General features: G+C 40.5%; 13 protein-coding genes. 7 read left to right on the top strand and 6 right to left on the bottom strand.

Features of this window, described 5'->3' with window-relative positions:
- Position 1: 1 nt before the first annotated feature.
- On the bottom strand, positions 2–1270 hold the full coding sequence (locus B2906_RS04205; protein WP_219956452.1) for a hypothetical protein: 1269 nt from the start codon (positions 1268–1270) through the stop codon (positions 2–4).
- 422 nt (positions 1271–1692) lie between these two features.
- Here B2906_RS04205 and B2906_RS18970 point away from each other — a divergent pair, with 422 nt between their 5' ends.
- Together B2906_RS18970 and B2906_RS04200 are read left to right on the top strand one after the other, a co-directional pair.
- On the top strand, positions 1693–1974 hold the full coding sequence (locus B2906_RS18970; RefSeq protein ID WP_219956453.1) for a nucleotidyltransferase family protein: 282 nt from the start codon (positions 1693–1695) through the stop codon (positions 1972–1974).
- Positions 1971–2318, top strand: a complete 348-nt coding sequence (locus tag B2906_RS04200; protein WP_219956454.1) for a DUF86 domain-containing protein — start codon at positions 1971–1973, stop codon at positions 2316–2318. The genes B2906_RS18970 and B2906_RS04200 overlap by 4 nt, the downstream gene beginning before the upstream one ends.
- Positions 2319–2477: 159 nt before the next feature.
- Here the strand turns inward: B2906_RS04200 and B2906_RS04195 are convergent, their stop codons facing one another.
- From B2906_RS04195 to B2906_RS04185, 3 genes are all read right to left on the bottom strand, one after another.
- Positions 2478–3266 carry an SDR family NAD(P)-dependent oxidoreductase gene (locus tag B2906_RS04195; RefSeq protein WP_219956455.1) on the bottom strand — a complete coding sequence of 263 codons (789 nt, stop codon included), beginning with the start codon at positions 3264–3266 and terminating at the stop codon, positions 2478–2480.
- Positions 3267–3768: 502 nt separating this feature from the next.
- The gene (locus B2906_RS04190) at positions 3769–4833 is read right to left on the bottom strand and encodes a sugar phosphate isomerase/epimerase family protein (RefSeq protein WP_219956456.1); all 1065 of its coding nucleotides are present in this window, start codon (positions 4831–4833) and stop codon (positions 3769–3771) included.
- Between the two features lie 11 nt (positions 4834–4844).
- Entirely contained in the window at positions 4845–7367 is a 2523-nt protein-coding gene (locus B2906_RS04185; protein ID WP_286935691.1) for a DUF7133 domain-containing protein, read from the bottom strand.
- 101 nt (positions 7368–7468) lie between these two features.
- Between B2906_RS04185 and B2906_RS04180 the strand changes: the two genes are divergently transcribed.
- On the top strand, positions 7469–7954 hold the full coding sequence (locus B2906_RS04180; RefSeq protein ID WP_286935690.1) for a hypothetical protein: 486 nt from the start codon (positions 7469–7471) through the stop codon (positions 7952–7954).
- Between the two features lie 199 nt (positions 7955–8153).
- On the opposite strand, the gene B2906_RS04175 is transcribed toward B2906_RS04180, so the two are convergent.
- Complete coding sequence (locus tag B2906_RS04175; protein ID WP_286935687.1) at positions 8154–8393, bottom strand: hypothetical protein; 240 nt, start codon at positions 8391–8393, stop codon at positions 8154–8156.
- Between the two features lie 879 nt (positions 8394–9272).
- On the opposite strand from B2906_RS04175, the gene B2906_RS04170 reads away from it, so the two are divergent.
- The 4 genes from B2906_RS04170 to B2906_RS04155 all read left to right on the top strand — a co-directional run bounded on the left by B2906_RS04170 (position 9273) and on the right by B2906_RS04155 (position 17228).
- Complete coding sequence (locus B2906_RS04170; protein ID WP_219956460.1) at positions 9273–9794, top strand: hypothetical protein; 522 nt, start codon at positions 9273–9275, stop codon at positions 9792–9794.
- Between the two features lie 69 nt (positions 9795–9863).
- Positions 9864–12272, top strand: coding sequence for a TonB-dependent receptor plug domain-containing protein (locus B2906_RS04165; RefSeq protein WP_286935685.1), 2409 nt, complete (start codon positions 9864–9866; stop codon positions 12270–12272).
- An 82-nt stretch (positions 12273–12354) separates the two neighbouring features.
- Positions 12355–14910 (top strand): calcium-translocating P-type ATPase, PMCA-type, encoded by a 2556-nt coding sequence (locus B2906_RS04160; protein WP_219956462.1) that lies wholly within the window; start codon positions 12355–12357, stop codon positions 14908–14910.
- Positions 14911–15926: 1016 nt separating this feature from the next.
- Positions 15927–17228 carry an APC family permease gene (locus B2906_RS04155; RefSeq protein WP_255590352.1) on the top strand — a complete coding sequence of 434 codons (1302 nt, stop codon included), beginning with the start codon at positions 15927–15929 and terminating at the stop codon, positions 17226–17228.
- An 88-nt stretch (positions 17229–17316) separates the two neighbouring features.
- Here B2906_RS04155 and B2906_RS04150 read toward each other — a convergent pair.
- Positions 17317–17630 (bottom strand): hypothetical protein (locus B2906_RS04150; protein ID WP_286935682.1); only part of this gene is annotated, 314 nt, incomplete at its 5' end.

Below are 17630 nucleotides of genomic sequence, written 5' to 3'. Positions count from 1 at the left end.
GTTATAATCTATAGCCTATTAAGAAAAATATTTTATGGGTTTTAGAGGATATTGATGGTACATCAGACATTCCGTTACCATTTTCATATCTAACAGTTCCTGAGATTTTTCCAATTCTTATTCCTGTCCCAACCAAGAAACTCATTTCTGCTAAGCGATCACTTTCAAAAGGAACTTTATTTTCGCTTCGAAACGAATTAAAAAACTCTGTCTCGATGAATTCATTTTTTGTTTCATCGATAATAAAACCGAAGGAGGCGCCTCCGTGGACAAACCACTCAACAGAATTGAAAAATAAACTATGCTGTAACATAGAGTTCAATTTTATCTGTTTAATCTCAAAGGTTGTTTCAGACCTCTCTATGTGGTTAAATGACTTTTGATTGATATTACTACCAAAAAATCTATATTCCGCATACAGCAATTCATTGGATAGAGACCACTTTTTCATATTCTTTGGAAATATCAAATCGAATGAAATTCCAAAAGTGGGATTTGTTGAAGATCCATAATCGACATCCGTCAAATTGGGTCGATTCAGAGCTTCAAAATTTAATTTTGACATAGAAACCCCTGCAAGAATTTCAAATCTTGTCAACACCTTTTCAACTGTCTTGTAAAAATCCAGTCTATCTCCTTTACATTTCGCATATTCTAAAAATAGACGAGTTAAGCTTTGTGAATTATACCGAACAAAAGCAAGGTCCTTCATTATAGTTGGACAATCTTTTAAATAGTTTTCCAATTGGGTATGGAAAACCTTATTTTCAACAGCGAAAACTCGATTTACGCCGTTAACAGTTTCCTCTTTTTTAAATTTTTTGTACTTCAGATGAACATATTCATCATTTACTTTGATGTAAAAGTTATCTTTTGAGTTTGTGTTTTTAAGATAAAATAAGCTTTTCTCCCCCTTCACTAATGCCTGAAGAAATACAGTTTCAACAACAGTTTCGATTCTAGAGCTAAAATCCAATTCACCATTGCTTAAGACCTCAGATTCTACCCGCGCACTTACATAAACCTCATTAGCTACAGAAAAACCACGTATATCTTCCGGTGAAAACGCAATTATCTCATCACTTCCAAAATTTCTAAAATCAATTTTCTTTGGATTCTTTTCCCAAATTCTATAATCAATTTCACCTGATATTCTGTCACCTGATAGTGTCACTACCTCCCCAGTTGTAAAATTTGTTTGAGCAAATCCACTTTGGAAAAAAAGGATAAAACAAAATGTGAAAAAATAATTCAAACTTGACTTCTTCATAACTAAAATTTCGTCAAAAGAAATATCAAAAAGCCAGTTTAACAAGTTTTTAGTTTAAAATGTAAAATTTATTTTCTGAGCTAATTAGAGAACATGAATAACTTAGGAGTTGATAAAATGAAAAGTTATTGATTATTAAGTTATTGAATATCGCCTCTCCCTTTTAGTTCAATGCTCAGCGTTCAAATCCGTTCGATATGATTATTGAAATAAGCTCCATTAAATCGCATTTTTTAAGGATGTATGTTCATTTACACCCAATCCCCTTAAGCTTTTTAAAAGTGTAATTCCTGAACTGAGGCCTTACTTTCCATTTTACCTTCTTTATTTCTGTTTCTATTCAAAGGAATCAAATTTTCTTGGGTAGCTTGTTTACCATTTAGGTGGTAGAATTCAATTAAAAAATCAATTATCTTTATAGAGTGATTACTCCAAGGCAAATAAATATCATCAAATCAATTACTCAAAAGGTTAAACCTACACTTGTGGGGGTTTTTGGTTCTTATGCCAGAGGAGAGCAAAATGAAAAAAGTGATCTAGATATTTTAATCGACTTTGAAACAAAAGTTGATCTTTTAGAACTAATTGGATTGGAGCAAGAACTTTCAGAAATGCTTGGAGTTAGAGTTGATCTTGTCACTAGACGATCCTTGAATTCATCTCTTAAGTCATACATCGAATCTGATTTAATCAGGTTAATATGAATAAAGATCCGATAATTTATCTTGAGCATATTTCTGAATGTATTTCAAAGATCATTTTATACACAAAGGGATTGAATGAGAATGATTTTTTAAATAATTCCCTTGTTCAGGATGCTGTAATTAGAAACTTTGAAATTATCGGTGAAGCCACGAAGCAATTGGATAAAACTTTCCGTTCAAAGTATCCTGATATCGAATGGAAAAAAATCGCCGGAATGCGAGATAAATTAATTCACGATTACATTGGAGTTGACCTTTGGGCTGTTTGGGCTGTAGTAGAGGATATAGTGCCCCATTTAGAGCATCAAATCATAAGCATCCTAAAGAAAGAAAAGAATTCTTAACGCCTAAAAATCAAGGCTAAGTCATTTTTCAAAGTTAATCGGTATCCGCTGTAATAAATTGATTTGTAGAAGTAATTAGGGGAGATATTTTTTTGATTATTAGTTATTGGGTAATTGAGTCTCGCCTCTCGCTTCACACTTCAAATCCAGCCTTCAAAATCACCTTGCAGTCCAGCCTCCGTCAACGGTCACCATAGACCCTACCATATAAGTTGCGGCGTCGGAAGCTAAGAACAGGGCTGCTCCCTGAATTTCTTTCAGTTCTCCCCATCTCGCCAATGCCGTGGCACCTACGATAAACTTCTTTCCTTCTTCTGTATCAGCGATCGGTAAATTCATTTCAGTTAAGAATGGTCCAGGACAGATCGCATTGACATTGATATTCCATGGTGCCAACTCCAAGCCCAAGGCTTTGGTCATATTGACAATAGCTCCCTTGCTGGCGGTATAGGGTGTTCTGTTGGCTAGCCCCACCAAACCCAGGGTACTCGCTAAATTAATTATGGATCCCTTTTTCTGATTTTTCATCTGAGAAATTACTGCCTTAGAAGCCAACCAAGTCCCATTGACATTGATATCCATGACTTTCTTGAAATCTTCCTCTGTCAGTTCGTCTATGGCTCCACGAATATTGATTCCGGCTGAATTGATCAAAATATCAATAGATCCAAAAGACTCCAAAGCTTTGGCAGCCATCGCATTCATCTGATCTCCCTGAGTCACATCGGCTGAAAACCCTATGGCTTTAACTTGATATTCCTCAGCGATTTCTTTGGCAGACTGTTCGCATTCCTCTTGATTTCTGGCAACCAACATCACATTTGCTCCTGCGGAAGCCAATCCGGCAGCCATTGCAAAACCAAGACCCTTAGAGCCTCCAGTAATTATGGCACTTTTGCCTTTGAGTGAAAAAAGTTGAATTCCGGGAAGTTTTTTGAAGTTTGTCATTTGGTTACTGATTTTTGGTTAATTGTGTAATTGTGTATTTGGTTAATTGAGAAATGGTTTTTTTCAAAGTCCCTCGTAGTGGTGGGCGGCCAATATTATCCTTAGTGACCGCATTACTAATATCCACTTAAACGTAGCGCCTTTCAGCTTTCTCACTTTTATTTCATCCTTTATGAGACCGCTTCGTTCCTCTCGGTGACAACACCACTGCCAACTGCCTACTTTTCAGCTTTCTCACTTTAGCTTTCAGAATTTATATGACTGCTTCACCCGGCTTTATGTTATAATTTAAATTTAAGGTTTTAATAATGGTCTTATTTAAGTTGAATAATCTTTTTAAAAATCGGGTTCGCAGTGACGACACTGCCACTGCCAACTGCCTACTTTTCAGCTTTCTCACTTCAAATTTCATCCTTTATGAGACCGCTTCGTTCCTCGCGGTGACAACACTGCCTACTGCCTATTGCCTACTTTTCAGCTTTCTCACTTTAGCTTTCAGACTTTAAGAATTCAGCTTTCCATAATACCTTAAGCAATCCACCACGTTATTTTCTTCCAAGGCCAGGATTTCTTCTTCACCTAGATTGCTGATTGAAGGAAGTTTTCCATCAAAGCTTTCTTTACCGATCATTTGAAGATACCTCTTAAATTTTTTAGATGAAGGATATTCGAAGGTTTGCCAGTAATTCTCCGAAAAACAAGGGATTTTCAAAGGGTCTCTGGTAATCATTTCCAGTGAAATATTTACATCAGGATGATAGTTTTTGCAAAGCTCTATCCCTTTCTTCAGTTTGACTATCCCCTTTCCCAAAGGAACTTCTGAAAGTAAAAAGCCTTCCTCATACTCTTGGACTCCCATATCTTTCACATGGGTAGAAAAGGCGAAAGGAGCCAAAGTTTCTATCACCTCATCCGGATATTCCAGTAAGGATATATTATTTCCAAAATCAACTGTCGCTCCCACCCACTCGCTACTGAGATTTTGCAGGATTTCTACCAATTCGGCTGCTTTCCAATCTTTATGGTTTTCTATCGCCAACTTCATCTGATGCTTTCGCACCACCTTTTCAGCCAATTGAATTCTTTGAATGGAATATACCTTGAAGGCTTCAAACTCTTCTCTACTCTTAAAATTTTCATAGCGCCTGCCTCCCAAGCAAACAGTCCTAATCACCTTTACTCCAGCTTCTTTCGCCAATAGTACTTCATTTTCAAACCTGTCTACATCTGTTTCCCCTTCAGGCATGGCAATACTTGCCTCCAAGTACATTCCCAATTCCTCCCTTGCATCCCTGACTTTTTGCCCCATTTCACCAAACCAGGTTCCCACTCCTATCTGTATCCCTCCTGCCCCAATTGCATGACAATGCCTCATGAAATCCAAGGTGTTTTGAAAACCGGGATATTGAGAACTTCCAACTTTGGATCCGTACCGATGACCATAAGAATGAACCACAATTCCCATTTTATATTCCTCGAGGAAATCCGGAATAGCAGGCATAGAAAAACCTGTAGCCAAAAGGCCCAAACTGGCTGTTTTGATAAATTCTCGTCGGGTGGGTTTCATAAGGTAGGGGTTTATTCTTGAAGGTTTTTCACGTGCTCATTCAGTTCATTGGCAGACCAAGGATAAACTCTTCCCTGTGAGGTATGACGAACTCTCCCCACTGTTCTACCCGAAATGGGTGCTGCCTGATTTCCCCATTCGTTGCGGATGTAGGTTAAAATGGCCGCAATACTTCCATCATCCAAGGTAGAATGGGAAGGCATAACAGGTAGAATTTCCGGAGCATCATACTCTTTCCCTGTTACCTCAATGGGCCCTTCTATCCCGTGCAGCAAAATCAAAGAAAGCCTTCTTTCATCTCCCAAAACCCAATCTGAATTCGCTAAAGGTGGGCCCATTCGGTTAACTCCTTTTCCATTTCCTCCATGACAACCTGCGCAGGCGCTTAGGTATTTTTGTCTTCCTGAGGCAAATTGCTTCATAGACTCTGCATCCAGAATCATGGTGGTATTTTCTCCGATTTCAGGCTGATGGCCTGGCCATCGAAATAAGAGCTTGATTTTTTCCAACTGCCTAAGGTCCAAACCCATTTTCTGATCTTTGAAAAATGCAGGTTGGCTGGAAAAAGAAACCAAGCCAATATTTTCAACATCTCCTGCCTGAACAGCCATCCCCGCTAGGATCGCCTGTGCTTTCCAGTTATCTTGGTTCTTTTCAATTAATATCAACAGATCTGTTATCTCATTTTTATCTTTATTGCGAATAATGGCAGCACTGAGCATTTCCAATACTATTTCCTTTTCCGGATTAGGGTTTTTCCAGTCTGCTGTTAAGAAATTCAAAAAGTCACTTTCACGCTTCTCCAAACTGCTAAGAATGGCATCCCGCATTAAGGCTTCATATCCATATTGCTCTGCCATTTGCTTCAAGGCCTCAAACTGAACCTCTGACTCAAATACGAAGGAGGAAAGAGCCATCTGCAGAGCCAGAGTTGGGTTTTTGGTTCCTGAATTGGCTTGGTAAAACTTTTTTAAGTTCTGCTTCACACCAGGCTCATTTTGAAAGGCTTCCAATAACCTTAATGCATGAATTTGAACCTCAGGACTGCTGGAATTTAAGGCATTGAAAAGGATCTTACTATCTAAAGCACCCAAGCCTTCCAGCGTATAAAGGCCGTGAATCGAAGCATATTTTCCTCCCAGCGAAAAGTCCAGATTTTGTAAATCCCTAGCAATTTTTAGATCTCCACTTTCTACCATTATCCGTTGAGCTTGATCCCTGTAAAAACCATTGGAATTGGCCAAATAGACCTGAAATTGGTCTGGAGCCAATTTTGAAAGCTGAGGAGGTTTTTGATATTGATAGCCTTTGGGAACAATTCTCCAAATTCTGCCCATATGCCCAGGAGCTTCGAGTTTTCTCAGTAAGGTTTGTTCTTTCAAATAGGGAGTCATATAGCTTCCATGCTGTACAATTCCCTGATACATATCTGCTATATACAACCCTCCACTGGGGCCAACACTGGCATATACAGGACGAAAGCGTTCATCTGTTGAGGCTAAAAATTCCTTACCAGGATTTGGGTCAAAAGCCTCTAAAAGCATTCCCTTTTCCCGAACCACATTCCTTTTGACCAAATTCCCAGCATTTTCCAGGACGAAAATATTTCCTCGATATTCCTCTGGGAAGAGATCAGCTCTATACACCGTGGGTGAGCAAGCAGAAGTAAACTCCAGTAATCGCCCCGCAGAATCAAGAGTTCCGGGAATATATCCCCGATTGACCGCCAAATTTGACCTGATGGGAAAAATCTTCCTGTCAATAGTCAAACCATGATCTATGCCTGTGCTAGGTTGATGATTGGGATTTCTGGTGATGGAATTGGGAGCCACCAAATCGGCATGCAACTGAGACCAATTATAATTATACACTAACCTTCCCTGATCGTCTTGGGAAATACCCCATTGTCCGCGAAACTCAGTACTATCCCGAATCCAAAATCCCTTTTGAAATTTATAGCGCAGTCTGGATTTGGCACTGTAATACCAATTGTCCAGGTTTCTCACGAAGCCATTATCGGAATGCTCCGGAATTCCATTGGAGGCATAGGTGGAATCCAATAATATTTTAGTGTCAGCTTTCCAATCTCCATCCAAATCCTTGGTAATCCAGAGTGCATTATTTTCAGCAACTAAAGCTCCATTGCGAACCAAACCCAAAGCCCTCGGCATAATCAGGCTATCAAGATAGGTAATTCTGTGATCCATCACTCCATCTCCATCAAAGTCCTCCAATATGGCAATTCTTCCAACAGGCAGGCTTTCCTCCGAACCTTCTATATCACTCATATAGCCCCGCATTTCCACCACCCAAAGTCTGCCGTCTTCATCAAATTGGATGATCACCGGGCTTTCTACCAGAGGTTCGGAAGCCACTAACTGTACTTCAAATCCTTCCTCAATCTGAAAAGTTGCCAATTCCTCCTGAGGAGACCGAACGGGACTGTCTTGGCTTTCTTCCAAAGGCTTTTGCTCAGTACAAGATGCAACTGCAAGACTGAAAACTATCAACAGGTGACGGAGCTTAAAAACCATCAGGCAAGGAAATTTTGGGTTTAGAGTCAAATCGAGCGAATCACTCAATTTTTAACTCATTTTAAGGATAAATAGAGCAATTGCCAATAAATATTCTTCAAATGGAAACGTTTACAAGAAATAATCTGGAATTTTATCAACTTAGCATTAGGAATATCCGATTAAAATATATGGACCAAACACCTCTGACGGCTTTTAATGATTTGATTCGTTCTCATACAATTTTTGTGAGAGATGGAGGCGTTTTCAAAGATTTGATGTTGGAGGTGGAGCTAAAAATCAAGCAAAAATACTGGACGCTTTATTTGGAAGATGAGCGTGGAGATTTTGATGAAAAAAATCAACCTCTTTGCCTTTTTTTAGTCCTATACAACCTTGAGTTATTTACCGATAGCAGAGGGTATTTCAATTGGTGTAAGGTTCATGGTCTTAATTCCTCTTCTTCTTTTTGGTTGAATTATTACAGGGATTTGGGAAGAATTGAACAGGAAATCAGATTAGAACTGAAGGGCTTTACCAATCCTGTTTCAGGGGTGGATTATGAATTGAGAAATGGGAGTTTTTTGAGTTTGATTAAGGGAGAGTAGTTTTTTTTTTTACCACAGAGAACACGGAGGAATACACAGTGAGACTTAGGGATTAAGATTTTTGATTTACGCCCCGATGAATATCGGGGTACGAAGGGCAGAAGAACTTCTCAGCCTTTGTTTAGACATATATTCGCTTTTATTTCCCGCAGATCTACGCAGAAAAATTCGCAGACCTGACTGCCGTTAGGCAAGTTTTTCACAGATTTTCAGGGTCAAAACCAATGTCAGGCTGAGCGCATGCCTGAAGGCTAGTCTGGGAGTCGAAGCCTTTGTTGCAAACCACTCCAAAATCATCTTTGCTTCTTCTATTCTTTGCGGGAGAAAAAATCACCGCTCCACCATAAGAATTTTTAAAAACCACATAGCCACAATAGAAAACATAGATATGACAAAAGTGGGCACCAAACTGGGACGAAAACCCAATAACTACTAACAATTAACTTGTCCAAGAATTGAAGCATAATTTTATCCCATAGCACGCATTGAAAACGAAACTTCATAAACTCTTTGCTTCTTATTTCCTTTGCGGGAAAAAAAATTACCGCTCCACAATAAGAATTTTTTAAAAACCACATAGCCACAATAGAAAACATAGATTTGACAAAAGTGGGCACCAAACTGGGACGAGAACCCAATAACTAATGACAATTAACTAGCCCTAGAATTGAAGCATAATTTTATCCCATAGCACGCATTGAAAACGAAACTTCATAAACTCTTTGCCTCTTGAATTCTTTGCGGAAGAAGATTAAATATCAAATCGCTTCTCCGAAGCTCTTAATTACTCGTCATGCCAGATACTACAATCAAAACGCCTTTCCGAGGCTCTCAAAAATCCAGCTACTCAGGAGCACCAGCGGTGCGATATTATTGTAGAAAATAAGTTATGAAATGAGCCATGAGCACCAGCGGTGCGATTTGATAATTACTTTGGCTCTTAAATCCATTTCCGGAGATAAAATCGCATAGGGACATTCTAGACTTCTCACTTCATCTTTTAGATTTATTAAGACTGCTTCACCCGATCCAATTCTTTTCCATTAATTGTATTCTTAGAAACATTCCGAGTTAATCATCATTAAAATAAAGAGTGGCGGGTTCGCAGTGACGGCACTGCTTACTTTTTAGACTTCTCACTTTATCTTTCAGACTTTCCGAATCTGCCTACTACCACTGCTTACTGCCTACTTTTCAGACTTCACACTTTCATAATTCAGCCTTCCCCAAGGCCCTTTATCACTTCCATACTCCCAAAGCATAATACTTATTTAATTATTGTAAATTTTCAAGAAAATTGGCAGCTCATCCTTAAATCTTGAAAATCCGTCTCAGCTCCATATTGCTCCTTTTTGTGATTTCAGGCCCTCTGACATTGAGCTTGCTGTGGCTGAATTTTCAAAAGACCCAGCTTCAAAACTCCTTTGAAAGCAGGTTTGAAGAATCTGAGGAAAAGTCTGACCTTCTCACCTTAAGCTTCACGAGAGAGGAATCCCAAACGCTATTGGAATGGGAACATGAACGGGAGTTTGAATACCAAGGCGAAATGTATGATGTACTCGAAATAAAAGAAGATGGAGGTCAGATTCAATACCTAGTTTGGAGGGATAAGGAAGAAACCAAAATCAAAAAGCAACTCTCCAAACTCTGGGAAGAAGAAGGAACTGAAAAAAAAGAACAACAATTGGCCGTTTTCACCCTATTCTTTCAAGCCAATCATTCTTTGATTCCCAAACCCTTTTCGCAGGAAATAGATAGACAATATTCAAACTTTACCCCTCAGGCTGTTCCTCAGCCCTTACTTTCCAATCCCTTTTCCCCTCCCGACTTTTTGAATTGATATACCACTAAAAATCTCCTATTCCGATAAACCGGGAAAGGTCTATCCATTCGTATCAATTCTTCAATTATGAAACAAGTATTGATTGGGTTTGGCATGCTTTGCTTTTTCTTTCAACTAAAGGCTCAAACAGTCACTTTGGTAGATAAAGCCACATCCGAACCCATCCGTTACGCTACCTTGAGTAGTGAAATACCTCCTGCCTTTGAATTGACAAACTCCAAAGGTCAGGTCAACTTGAGCCCATTCAAAGGGGCTTCAAAAATTACTATCAGCAGTTTTGGTCATCAAACCATCAAGATAAGCTATGATGAACTGCTCACTTTGGGAGATATTATCCAACTGGAAAACTCCAACCTCAATCTCAGCGAGGTGGTGATTTCCGGCAATAGATGGTCCCGATCTTCTGAAAATTTACCTACCAAAATAATATCCATATCACCCGATGAAATAGCATTCCAAAATCCTCAAACTGCAGCAGATTTACTGGGAGTATCAGGAAAAGTGTATATCCAAAAAAGCCAACAAGGAGGCGGAAGCCCTATGATCAGAGGATTTGCAACCAACCGCCTATTGTATGTGGTGGACGGAGTCAGAATGAATACAGCCATTTTCAGGGGAGGCAATATTCAAAATGTGATCAACCTTGACCCATTTGCCATGGAGCACGCAGAGGTATTATTTGGTCCGGGTTCGGTGATATATGGTAGCGATGCAGTAGGTGGAGTTATGAGTTTCAATACTCTTACTCCAAAGTTTTCCTTAGATGAAAATGCCAGTATTTCCGGCAATGCAATCACCCGATATTCCTCGGCAAATAATGAAAGTACAGGACATCTGGACTTGAATGTTGGCTGGAAAAAATGGGCAATCAGTACGAGTATCAGTGCTTGGGACTATGATCATCTGAGACAGGGATCTAATGGGCCCGATGATTACCTGAAACCCTTTTATGTCAAAAGAATCAATGAAGAGGATATGGTAATCCCTCTGGAGGATGGAGGTTTAAGGCAAATTCCTTCTGCCTATTCTCAGCTTAATCTGATGCAAAAGGTTCGATTCAAACCCTCACAAGCCTGGGATTTTCAATACGGTTTTCATTATTCTGAAACTTCTCCCTATGGAAGATATGACAGACATAACCGAATCAGAAATGGTCTTCCCCGCTATGCTGAATGGGATTATGGACCTCAAATCTGGATGATGAATAATCTGAGCATCACACATTTTGCTCAAAGAGGAGCATTTGATCAAATAAGTATCAGACTGGCACATCAACATTTTGAAGAAAGCAGAATAGACAGGGATTTGAATAAACCGATTCGGACAACACAGGATGAAAAGGTGACAGCCTTCTCCATCAACACCGACTTTACCAAAATCCTGGATGCCAATAATACTTTGGTTTATGGAGCTGAGTGGGTTCTGAATGAGGTTTATTCCAATGGAATGATCATCAATATTACCAGCCAGGAATCTAGCCCCGGCCCTTCTAGATATCCGAGAGCTGATTGGCGTTCATTTGGAGTTTATATCAATGAAGAGCACAAATTGAATGAGCAAGTTAATCTGCAGGCTGGACTGCGCTATAACTGGTTTGGCTTGGATGCAAGATTCGATACCAGCTTTTATCCCTTCCCTTTCACAGAGGCCAATCTTTCCAATGGAGCTTTGACAGGAAGTATAGGAGGAGTGTATAGACCCAATGATTCATGGGTTATCAGCAGCAATTTTGGAACGGCCTTTCGGTCTCCCAATGTGGATGATATAGGAAAGGTTTTTGATTCTGAACCCGGAGCTGTCACTGTTCCCAACCCTGATTTGGAGGCCGAATATGCCTATTCTTTGGATTTGGGTGTAGCCAAAAAACTCAGTGATTTCGCCAAACTGGATGTAACAGGCTATTATACTTTACTTAATAATGCCTTGGTTAGAAGGGATTTTACTTTGGCAGGAAATGACAGCATCATCTATCAAGGTGAATTGAGTAAGGTACAGGCGATCCAAAATGCAGCTCAGGCCAGAGTATATGGGCTACAAATTGGACTGGAAATCAAAATGAACGATCACCTTTCCTTTTCATCGGATTTGAATATTCAAAGCGGTGAAGAAGAACTAGACAATGGTGCAATCAGCCCATCCCGACATGCTGCTCCCCTCTTTGGAATCAGCAGATTGACCTATAGAAAAAACAAACTTCAGGTTCAACTTTATGCAAGCTATCAGGGAGAAAAAAGCTTCGATGAGCTCCCCGTAGAAGAGCGTGCAAAGCGAGAAATTTATGCCAAAGACAGTGATGGAAAAACCTTTGCTCCCTCCTGGTATACCCTGAATTTCAAAACAAGCTATCCGATTTTTGACTTCCTGATTTTGAATGCAGGAATTGAAAATATTACGGATCAACGCTATCGGCCTTTCAGTTCCGGCATTTCAGGACCGGGACGAAATATCCAGCTTTCCCTTAAAGCCAGTTTCTAAAAATAAGCTCAATCAAATAATAGTCTGAGGGGTAGATTCTCTTCAGACTTTTTTATTTTAAAGGAGTTTAACCCAGTTTCCCATGTCACTTTTTCCTTCATCAGCACAGGAAATTTCAGCTTTTATCTCTAAAGGCCTGAGTGAGGCGGAAGTGGAAAAAAGAAGGGCTGAGTTTGGTCCCAATCTTTTGGAAGAAAAAAAGCGAAAACCAGCCTGGAGACTATTTTTGGAGCAGTTTCAGGACTTTATGATCCTCATTTTGATGGTGGCAGCTTTGATTTCCGGTGTGGCTGGTGAATGGACTGACACCATCATTATCCTGGTTATTATTATCCTCAATGCCATTTTGGGATTCGTTCAGGAATACAGAGCCGAAAAAGCTATGGAATCACTCAAAAAAATGAGTGAGGTTCAGGCGAACCTGATCAGAAATGGAAAGAATGTTCAGGTCAAGTCTGAGGAATTGGTTCCGGGGGATTTGGTGAGATTGGAAGCAGGAAATATGATTCCAGCTGATATCCAATTGCTGGAAGGATTTTCCATACAAATGGACGAAGCCTCCTTGACAGGGGAGTCCGTGCCGGTAGAAAAATCAGGGTTGAAAAATCAGATAATTGAAAGCCCGAAGGTAGAAAGTGCCAATCACTTATTTAAGGGAACCTTGGTTACCAATGGCAGAGGAATAGGCATGGTGATAGCTACCGGGATGCAAACCCAATTGGGTAAAATCGCAGATTTGCTTCAGGAGGAAAGACCAAAAACACCGCTTCAAGAAAGGATGAAGCGTTTTGGAAAAATCATTTCCTACCTCGTTTTGCTGATTTGTCTTTTGATCTTTGGCTTCGGCATATTGCGGGGAGAGGAACCTATCCCTCTTTTGCTGCTATCGGTAAGTTTGGCAGTCGCAGCTATTCCAGAGGCATTGCCGGCCCTGATTACTATAGCGCTTTCCTTGGGAGCAGCCAGGCTGGCAAAAAAAGAAGCCTTGATCCGAAAACTTCCTGCTGTGGAAAGCTTGGGTTCGATCACTTATATCTGCACTGATAAAACAGGCACTTTGACGAAAAATCAAATGACTGTCATGCAGACAGCATCGGCAGAAATCGCCCCCATTACCAGCAATTATTCCAATATAGATTTGGCCATGGCCTTGAATCATGATATCAAGCCCGACGAAGACGGAGACTTGCAAGGCGAGGCTACCGAGTTGGCCTTGGTCAATTGGGTAAGAGGAAATTTGGGAGAAGAAGATTATCAGTTTATCCAAAAACTATTTCCCCGATTCGATGAAGTCCCATTCGATTCGGAAAGAAAGAGAATGAGTACCCTTCATGAGTCCAATGGCAAAATCATTTTGCTTTGCAAAGGAGCTATGGAGTCCATCTTGGATGCCTGCACTCCCAATGCTGATAAAGATGAATTTCTAAGTAAAAGCAATGAATGGGCTGCCAATGGACAAAGAGTTTTGGCCTTTGCAGGAAAGATTTTAGATCAAAAACCCGAAAAAATCAGTGCCGATTCTCTGGAAAAGGATTTGGACTTTTTTGGCATCTGTGGAATGATAGATCCGCCAAGGGAAGAAGCTGTATTGGCAATTCAGGAATGTAAGACTGCGGGAATTCATCCTGTAATGATCACCGGAGATCATCCAGAAACAGCCAAAGCGATCGCCAAGGAAGTGGGGATTTTAGAATCAGGTCAGAAAATCCTGACCGGAAAGGAATTTGCCCAATTATCCGACGAGCAATTTGAGCAGGAAGTGGAACATATTTCGGTTTATGCCCGCGTGACCCCCGATCAAAAAATTCGAATTGTAAAAGCTTTACAGAAAAGAGGACATTATGTAGCGATGACAGGAGACGGAGTTAACGATGCCCCATCTTTACGAAGCAGTACGATTGGAGTTGCCATGGGAATCACCGGAACAGATGTTAGTAAGGAGGCGGCTCATATGATTTTATTGGATGATAATTTTGCCACCATCGTCCGGGCAATTCGTGAAGGAAGGAGAATTTTCGACAATATCCGCAAGTTTGTAAAGTACATCATGACCTGTAATGGGGCGGAAATTTGGACCATTGTAGTGGCTCCTCTACTCGGATTGCCTATTCCGCTTTTACCTATCCATATTTTATGGATCAATCTGGTAACAGATGGGCTGCCTGCGTTGGCATTGGCGGGAGAAAGAGCAGAGAAAAACATTATGAAAAGGCCTCCTCGCCCGCCCAGTCAAAGTCTCTTTGCAGACGGGGTTGGAGTTCATATCATTTGGGTTGGGCTCTTGATGGCTGGAGTTACTATTTTCTCCCAATTCTGGGCTATTGAGCATGGATGGCATTGGCAAACCATGGTTTTCACGGTTTTGGCATTTTCCCAGTTAGGGCATGTGCTTGCTGTGAGAAGTGAACAGACTTTTTTGTACGAACAGGGCTTTAAAAGCAATAGCCCTCTCCTTTTATCCGTGTTTGCCACCATGCTTATTCAGCTGGCAGTGATTTATCTGCCTTTCTTTAATAGTGTTTTTCATACCCAAGCGCTGACTTTGGAGGAATTGGCATTTTGTTTTGGAATGGGCTTGATTGTATTTCATGCGGTGGAGTTGGAGAAGTTTATCAAGAGAAGAAGGAAATCTGGTTAACAGGATTATTTTCTATTCTTCGCAACTGATTATTTTCATCACATAGAACACGGAGATTAAAATTTAAGATTTTTGATTTACGATTTACGAAGGGCAGAGGAACTTTTGAGGCTTTTTTTAGGCATATTATCCCTTTTATTTCCTGCAGATCTACGCAGAAAAATTAGCAGACCTTCACAGATTTTTAGAGTCGAAGCCAATGTCAGCCTGAGCGCCTGCCTGATGGCTAGTCAGGGAGTCGAAGCCCTTGTCGCAAACCACTCCAAAACCATCCTCGCTTCTTCAATTGATTGCGGGAGATTAATCACAGCACAAATATTTCAGACTTCGAACTTCATAATTCAGACTTGGTGAGACCGCTTCGTTCCTCGCGGTGACGACACTGATTACTGGGTACCACCTACTTTTCATACTTCTCATTTCATCTTTTAGACTTTCTTTGCTTCTTCAATTCTTTGTGGGAGAAAATCCTTGCGTCACCGCGAGAGATTTTTAAAAACCACATAGCCACAGTAGCAAACATAGATTTGGTATAAGTTGAGCCCAAACTGGAAAAAGAGCCTAATAACTATTAACTAGTCCAAAAATTGACGCAAATTTTTTCCCCATAGCAAGCATAGAAAAAATAGCTTCATAAACTCTTCGCCTCTTCAATCCTTTGCGGGAGAGTAATCACAGCCTACTTTTCAGACTTCTCATTTCAAATTTCAGACTTTCTTTACTTCTTCAATTCTTTGCGGGAGATTAATTCTTAAACGCCAATATTTAAGACTTCATAATTCTTAATTCAGACTTGTTGAGACCGCTTCGTTCCTCGCGGTGACGACACTGCCTACTGCCACTGCCTACTTACTTTGCGGGAGATAAAAACCGCTGCGTCGCTACGCCGCCGCGAGCTTTAAGAAACCTGAAATAACTTTTTCCAATCGGTAACAAGCCTAGTATCCCAAAAGCATTTAATTCTTTCAACTTTCTGTTTATCTTCCCCATTCTGTTTTTCACCAAAAACTTTACTTGTGAGTCAAATCCCTTCCTCTGAAGAAACCCAAGAAAAATTACCGAGAAACCTAGGACTTTGGGGTGTATGGATGCTAGTTGTCAATGGCCTGATTGGAGCTGGTATTTTTGGCCTTCCCAGCGGGGCAGCTGCTTTTGCAGGAGAATACAGCGTTTGGATTTATGCTTTCTGTGCACTTTTGATGCTTCCAATCATTCTCTGCTTTGCTGAGTTGGGAAGCTATTTCAGAGGAACCGGAGGACCTATCAAATATGGAACACTGGCCTTCGGCAAGTTCGTGGGTTTTCAGGGAGGATGGTTGTATTACCTAGCCCGATTAATCTCCTTTGCCGCCAATACAGTTTTATTGACAGACAGTATTGCCTACTTTTTCCCTATAGCTGGGGAAGGAAGCGGAAGGTTGATTTCTCTGGCGGTAACCTGCCTGGGTTTAAGCCTGATCAATGTACTGGGTTCCTTGGAGTCTATCCGAACCATGACCCTATTCACGGTGATCAAATTCGCCGTGCTGATAGGCTTAATCTTCGGAGGCTTTACCATGCTTGGAGCAGATGTGATTCCCAGATTCAACTCTCCCCTACCTGCAGGTTCCGATTTAGGAAAGGCCACATTACTCCTGATCTATGCATTTGTGGGCTTTGAAGGGGCTGTAGTGCCGGCGGGAGAAGCCAAAAGGCCAGAGCGTGATATGCCTTTAGGATTACTTTTAGGCTTAGGAATCGTGGCCATTTTGTATATGCTGATTCAATTGGTTTCCCAAGCTGCTGTTCCGGATTTGGCTAGTTCCACCACTCCCCTATTAGATGCTTCTTCCGCCCTATTTGGAGAAATTGGAGCCGTGATCTTGATGATAGGCGTGGCAACTTCCGTGATAGCCAACCTTATCAGTTCCATGTTTTCTGCAACCCGGGTGACCTATGCCCTATCCCTAGAGAATTCACTTCCCGCTTGGTTTGGGCAGGTTCATAGCAAATACCTCACTCCTTCAAACTCAGTGATCTTTTTTGGCATTTCTGCCTTTGCTTTAGCTGCTATGGGTTCCTTTACCTTCTTGGCAGCTTTGACAGTATTAGCAAGACTCTTTCTATTTGGAATGAGTTGTGCGGCTGTGCCAGTCCTCAGACCAAAATTCAAAGGACCCGGCAGATTTATTTTAAAAGGAGGAAAGCTGATTCCTGTTTTAGGCATACTTGCCTGTATCTGGCTGATGTTCCAAGTCAGCTTGACCTCCGTATGGATGACCGCCATGTTTGTAGCAATCGGAACCGGATTGTATTGGGTTGGGAAGAAAGGGAAGTGAGAGAATTTTGATTTACGAATTACGAGGGTGAATGAACAATAACTTCAATCAAATTCACTACATAATCTAATTTCGGGTAAAGCTTTGATTAACGGGTTATAATTTTTTCTTTGGCTTTGTGGAATTCTTCCAAAATGATTTTTGCATATTTTTTCACCTTTTTAGGACAATCATCTTCTTCTAAATCAGATAAAATAAATTTTGTAGAATTATCGATTTGGTTGTAAAAAGCACTAATTGCGATTTTATTCTTCATTAAATCGAAATTCATCTCAACCAACTCATCAATTTCAGACTCAATGGTGAAGAGGATTTCTAACTCATCATCTTCATAAGATTCAATGTCAAAAAGATCGAATGCAGATGCAATATTTTCTAATTGTGTAAGCTCCCCCGAAAATT

It is taken from the genome of Algoriphagus sp. UBA3586, assembly GCF_002376385.1.
Taxonomy (GTDB): domain Bacteria; phylum Bacteroidota; class Bacteroidia; order Cytophagales; family Cyclobacteriaceae; genus Algoriphagus; species Algoriphagus ornithinivorans.
The sequence above is the reverse complement of the archived record's forward strand: the minus strand, read 5'-3'. Positions and strand labels throughout refer to the sequence as shown.

Coding starts and splice junctions, on each gene's coding strand:
- B2906_RS04205 (WP_219956452.1), bottom strand. CDS start 1,270: ATGAAGAAGTCAAGTTTGAATTATTTTTTCACATTTTGTTTTATCCTT.
- B2906_RS04200 (WP_219956454.1), top strand. CDS start 1,971: ATGAATAAAGATCCGATAATTTATCTTGAGCATATTTCTGAATGTATT.
- B2906_RS04195 (WP_219956455.1), bottom strand. CDS start 3,266: ATGACAAACTTCAAAAAACTTCCCGGAATTCAACTTTTTTCACTCAAA.
- B2906_RS04190 (WP_219956456.1), bottom strand. CDS start 4,833: ATGAAACCCACCCGACGAGAATTTATCAAAACAGCCAGTTTGGGCCTT.
- B2906_RS04185 (WP_286935691.1), bottom strand. CDS start 7,367: ATGGTTTTTAAGCTCCGTCACCTGTTGATAGTTTTCAGTCTTGCAGTT.
- B2906_RS04180 (WP_286935690.1), top strand. CDS start 7,469: ATGGAAACGTTTACAAGAAATAATCTGGAATTTTATCAACTTAGCATT.
- B2906_RS04165 (WP_286935685.1), top strand. CDS start 9,864: ATGAAACAAGTATTGATTGGGTTTGGCATGCTTTGCTTTTTCTTTCAA.
- B2906_RS04160 (WP_219956462.1), top strand. CDS start 12,355: ATGTCACTTTTTCCTTCATCAGCACAGGAAATTTCAGCTTTTATCTCT.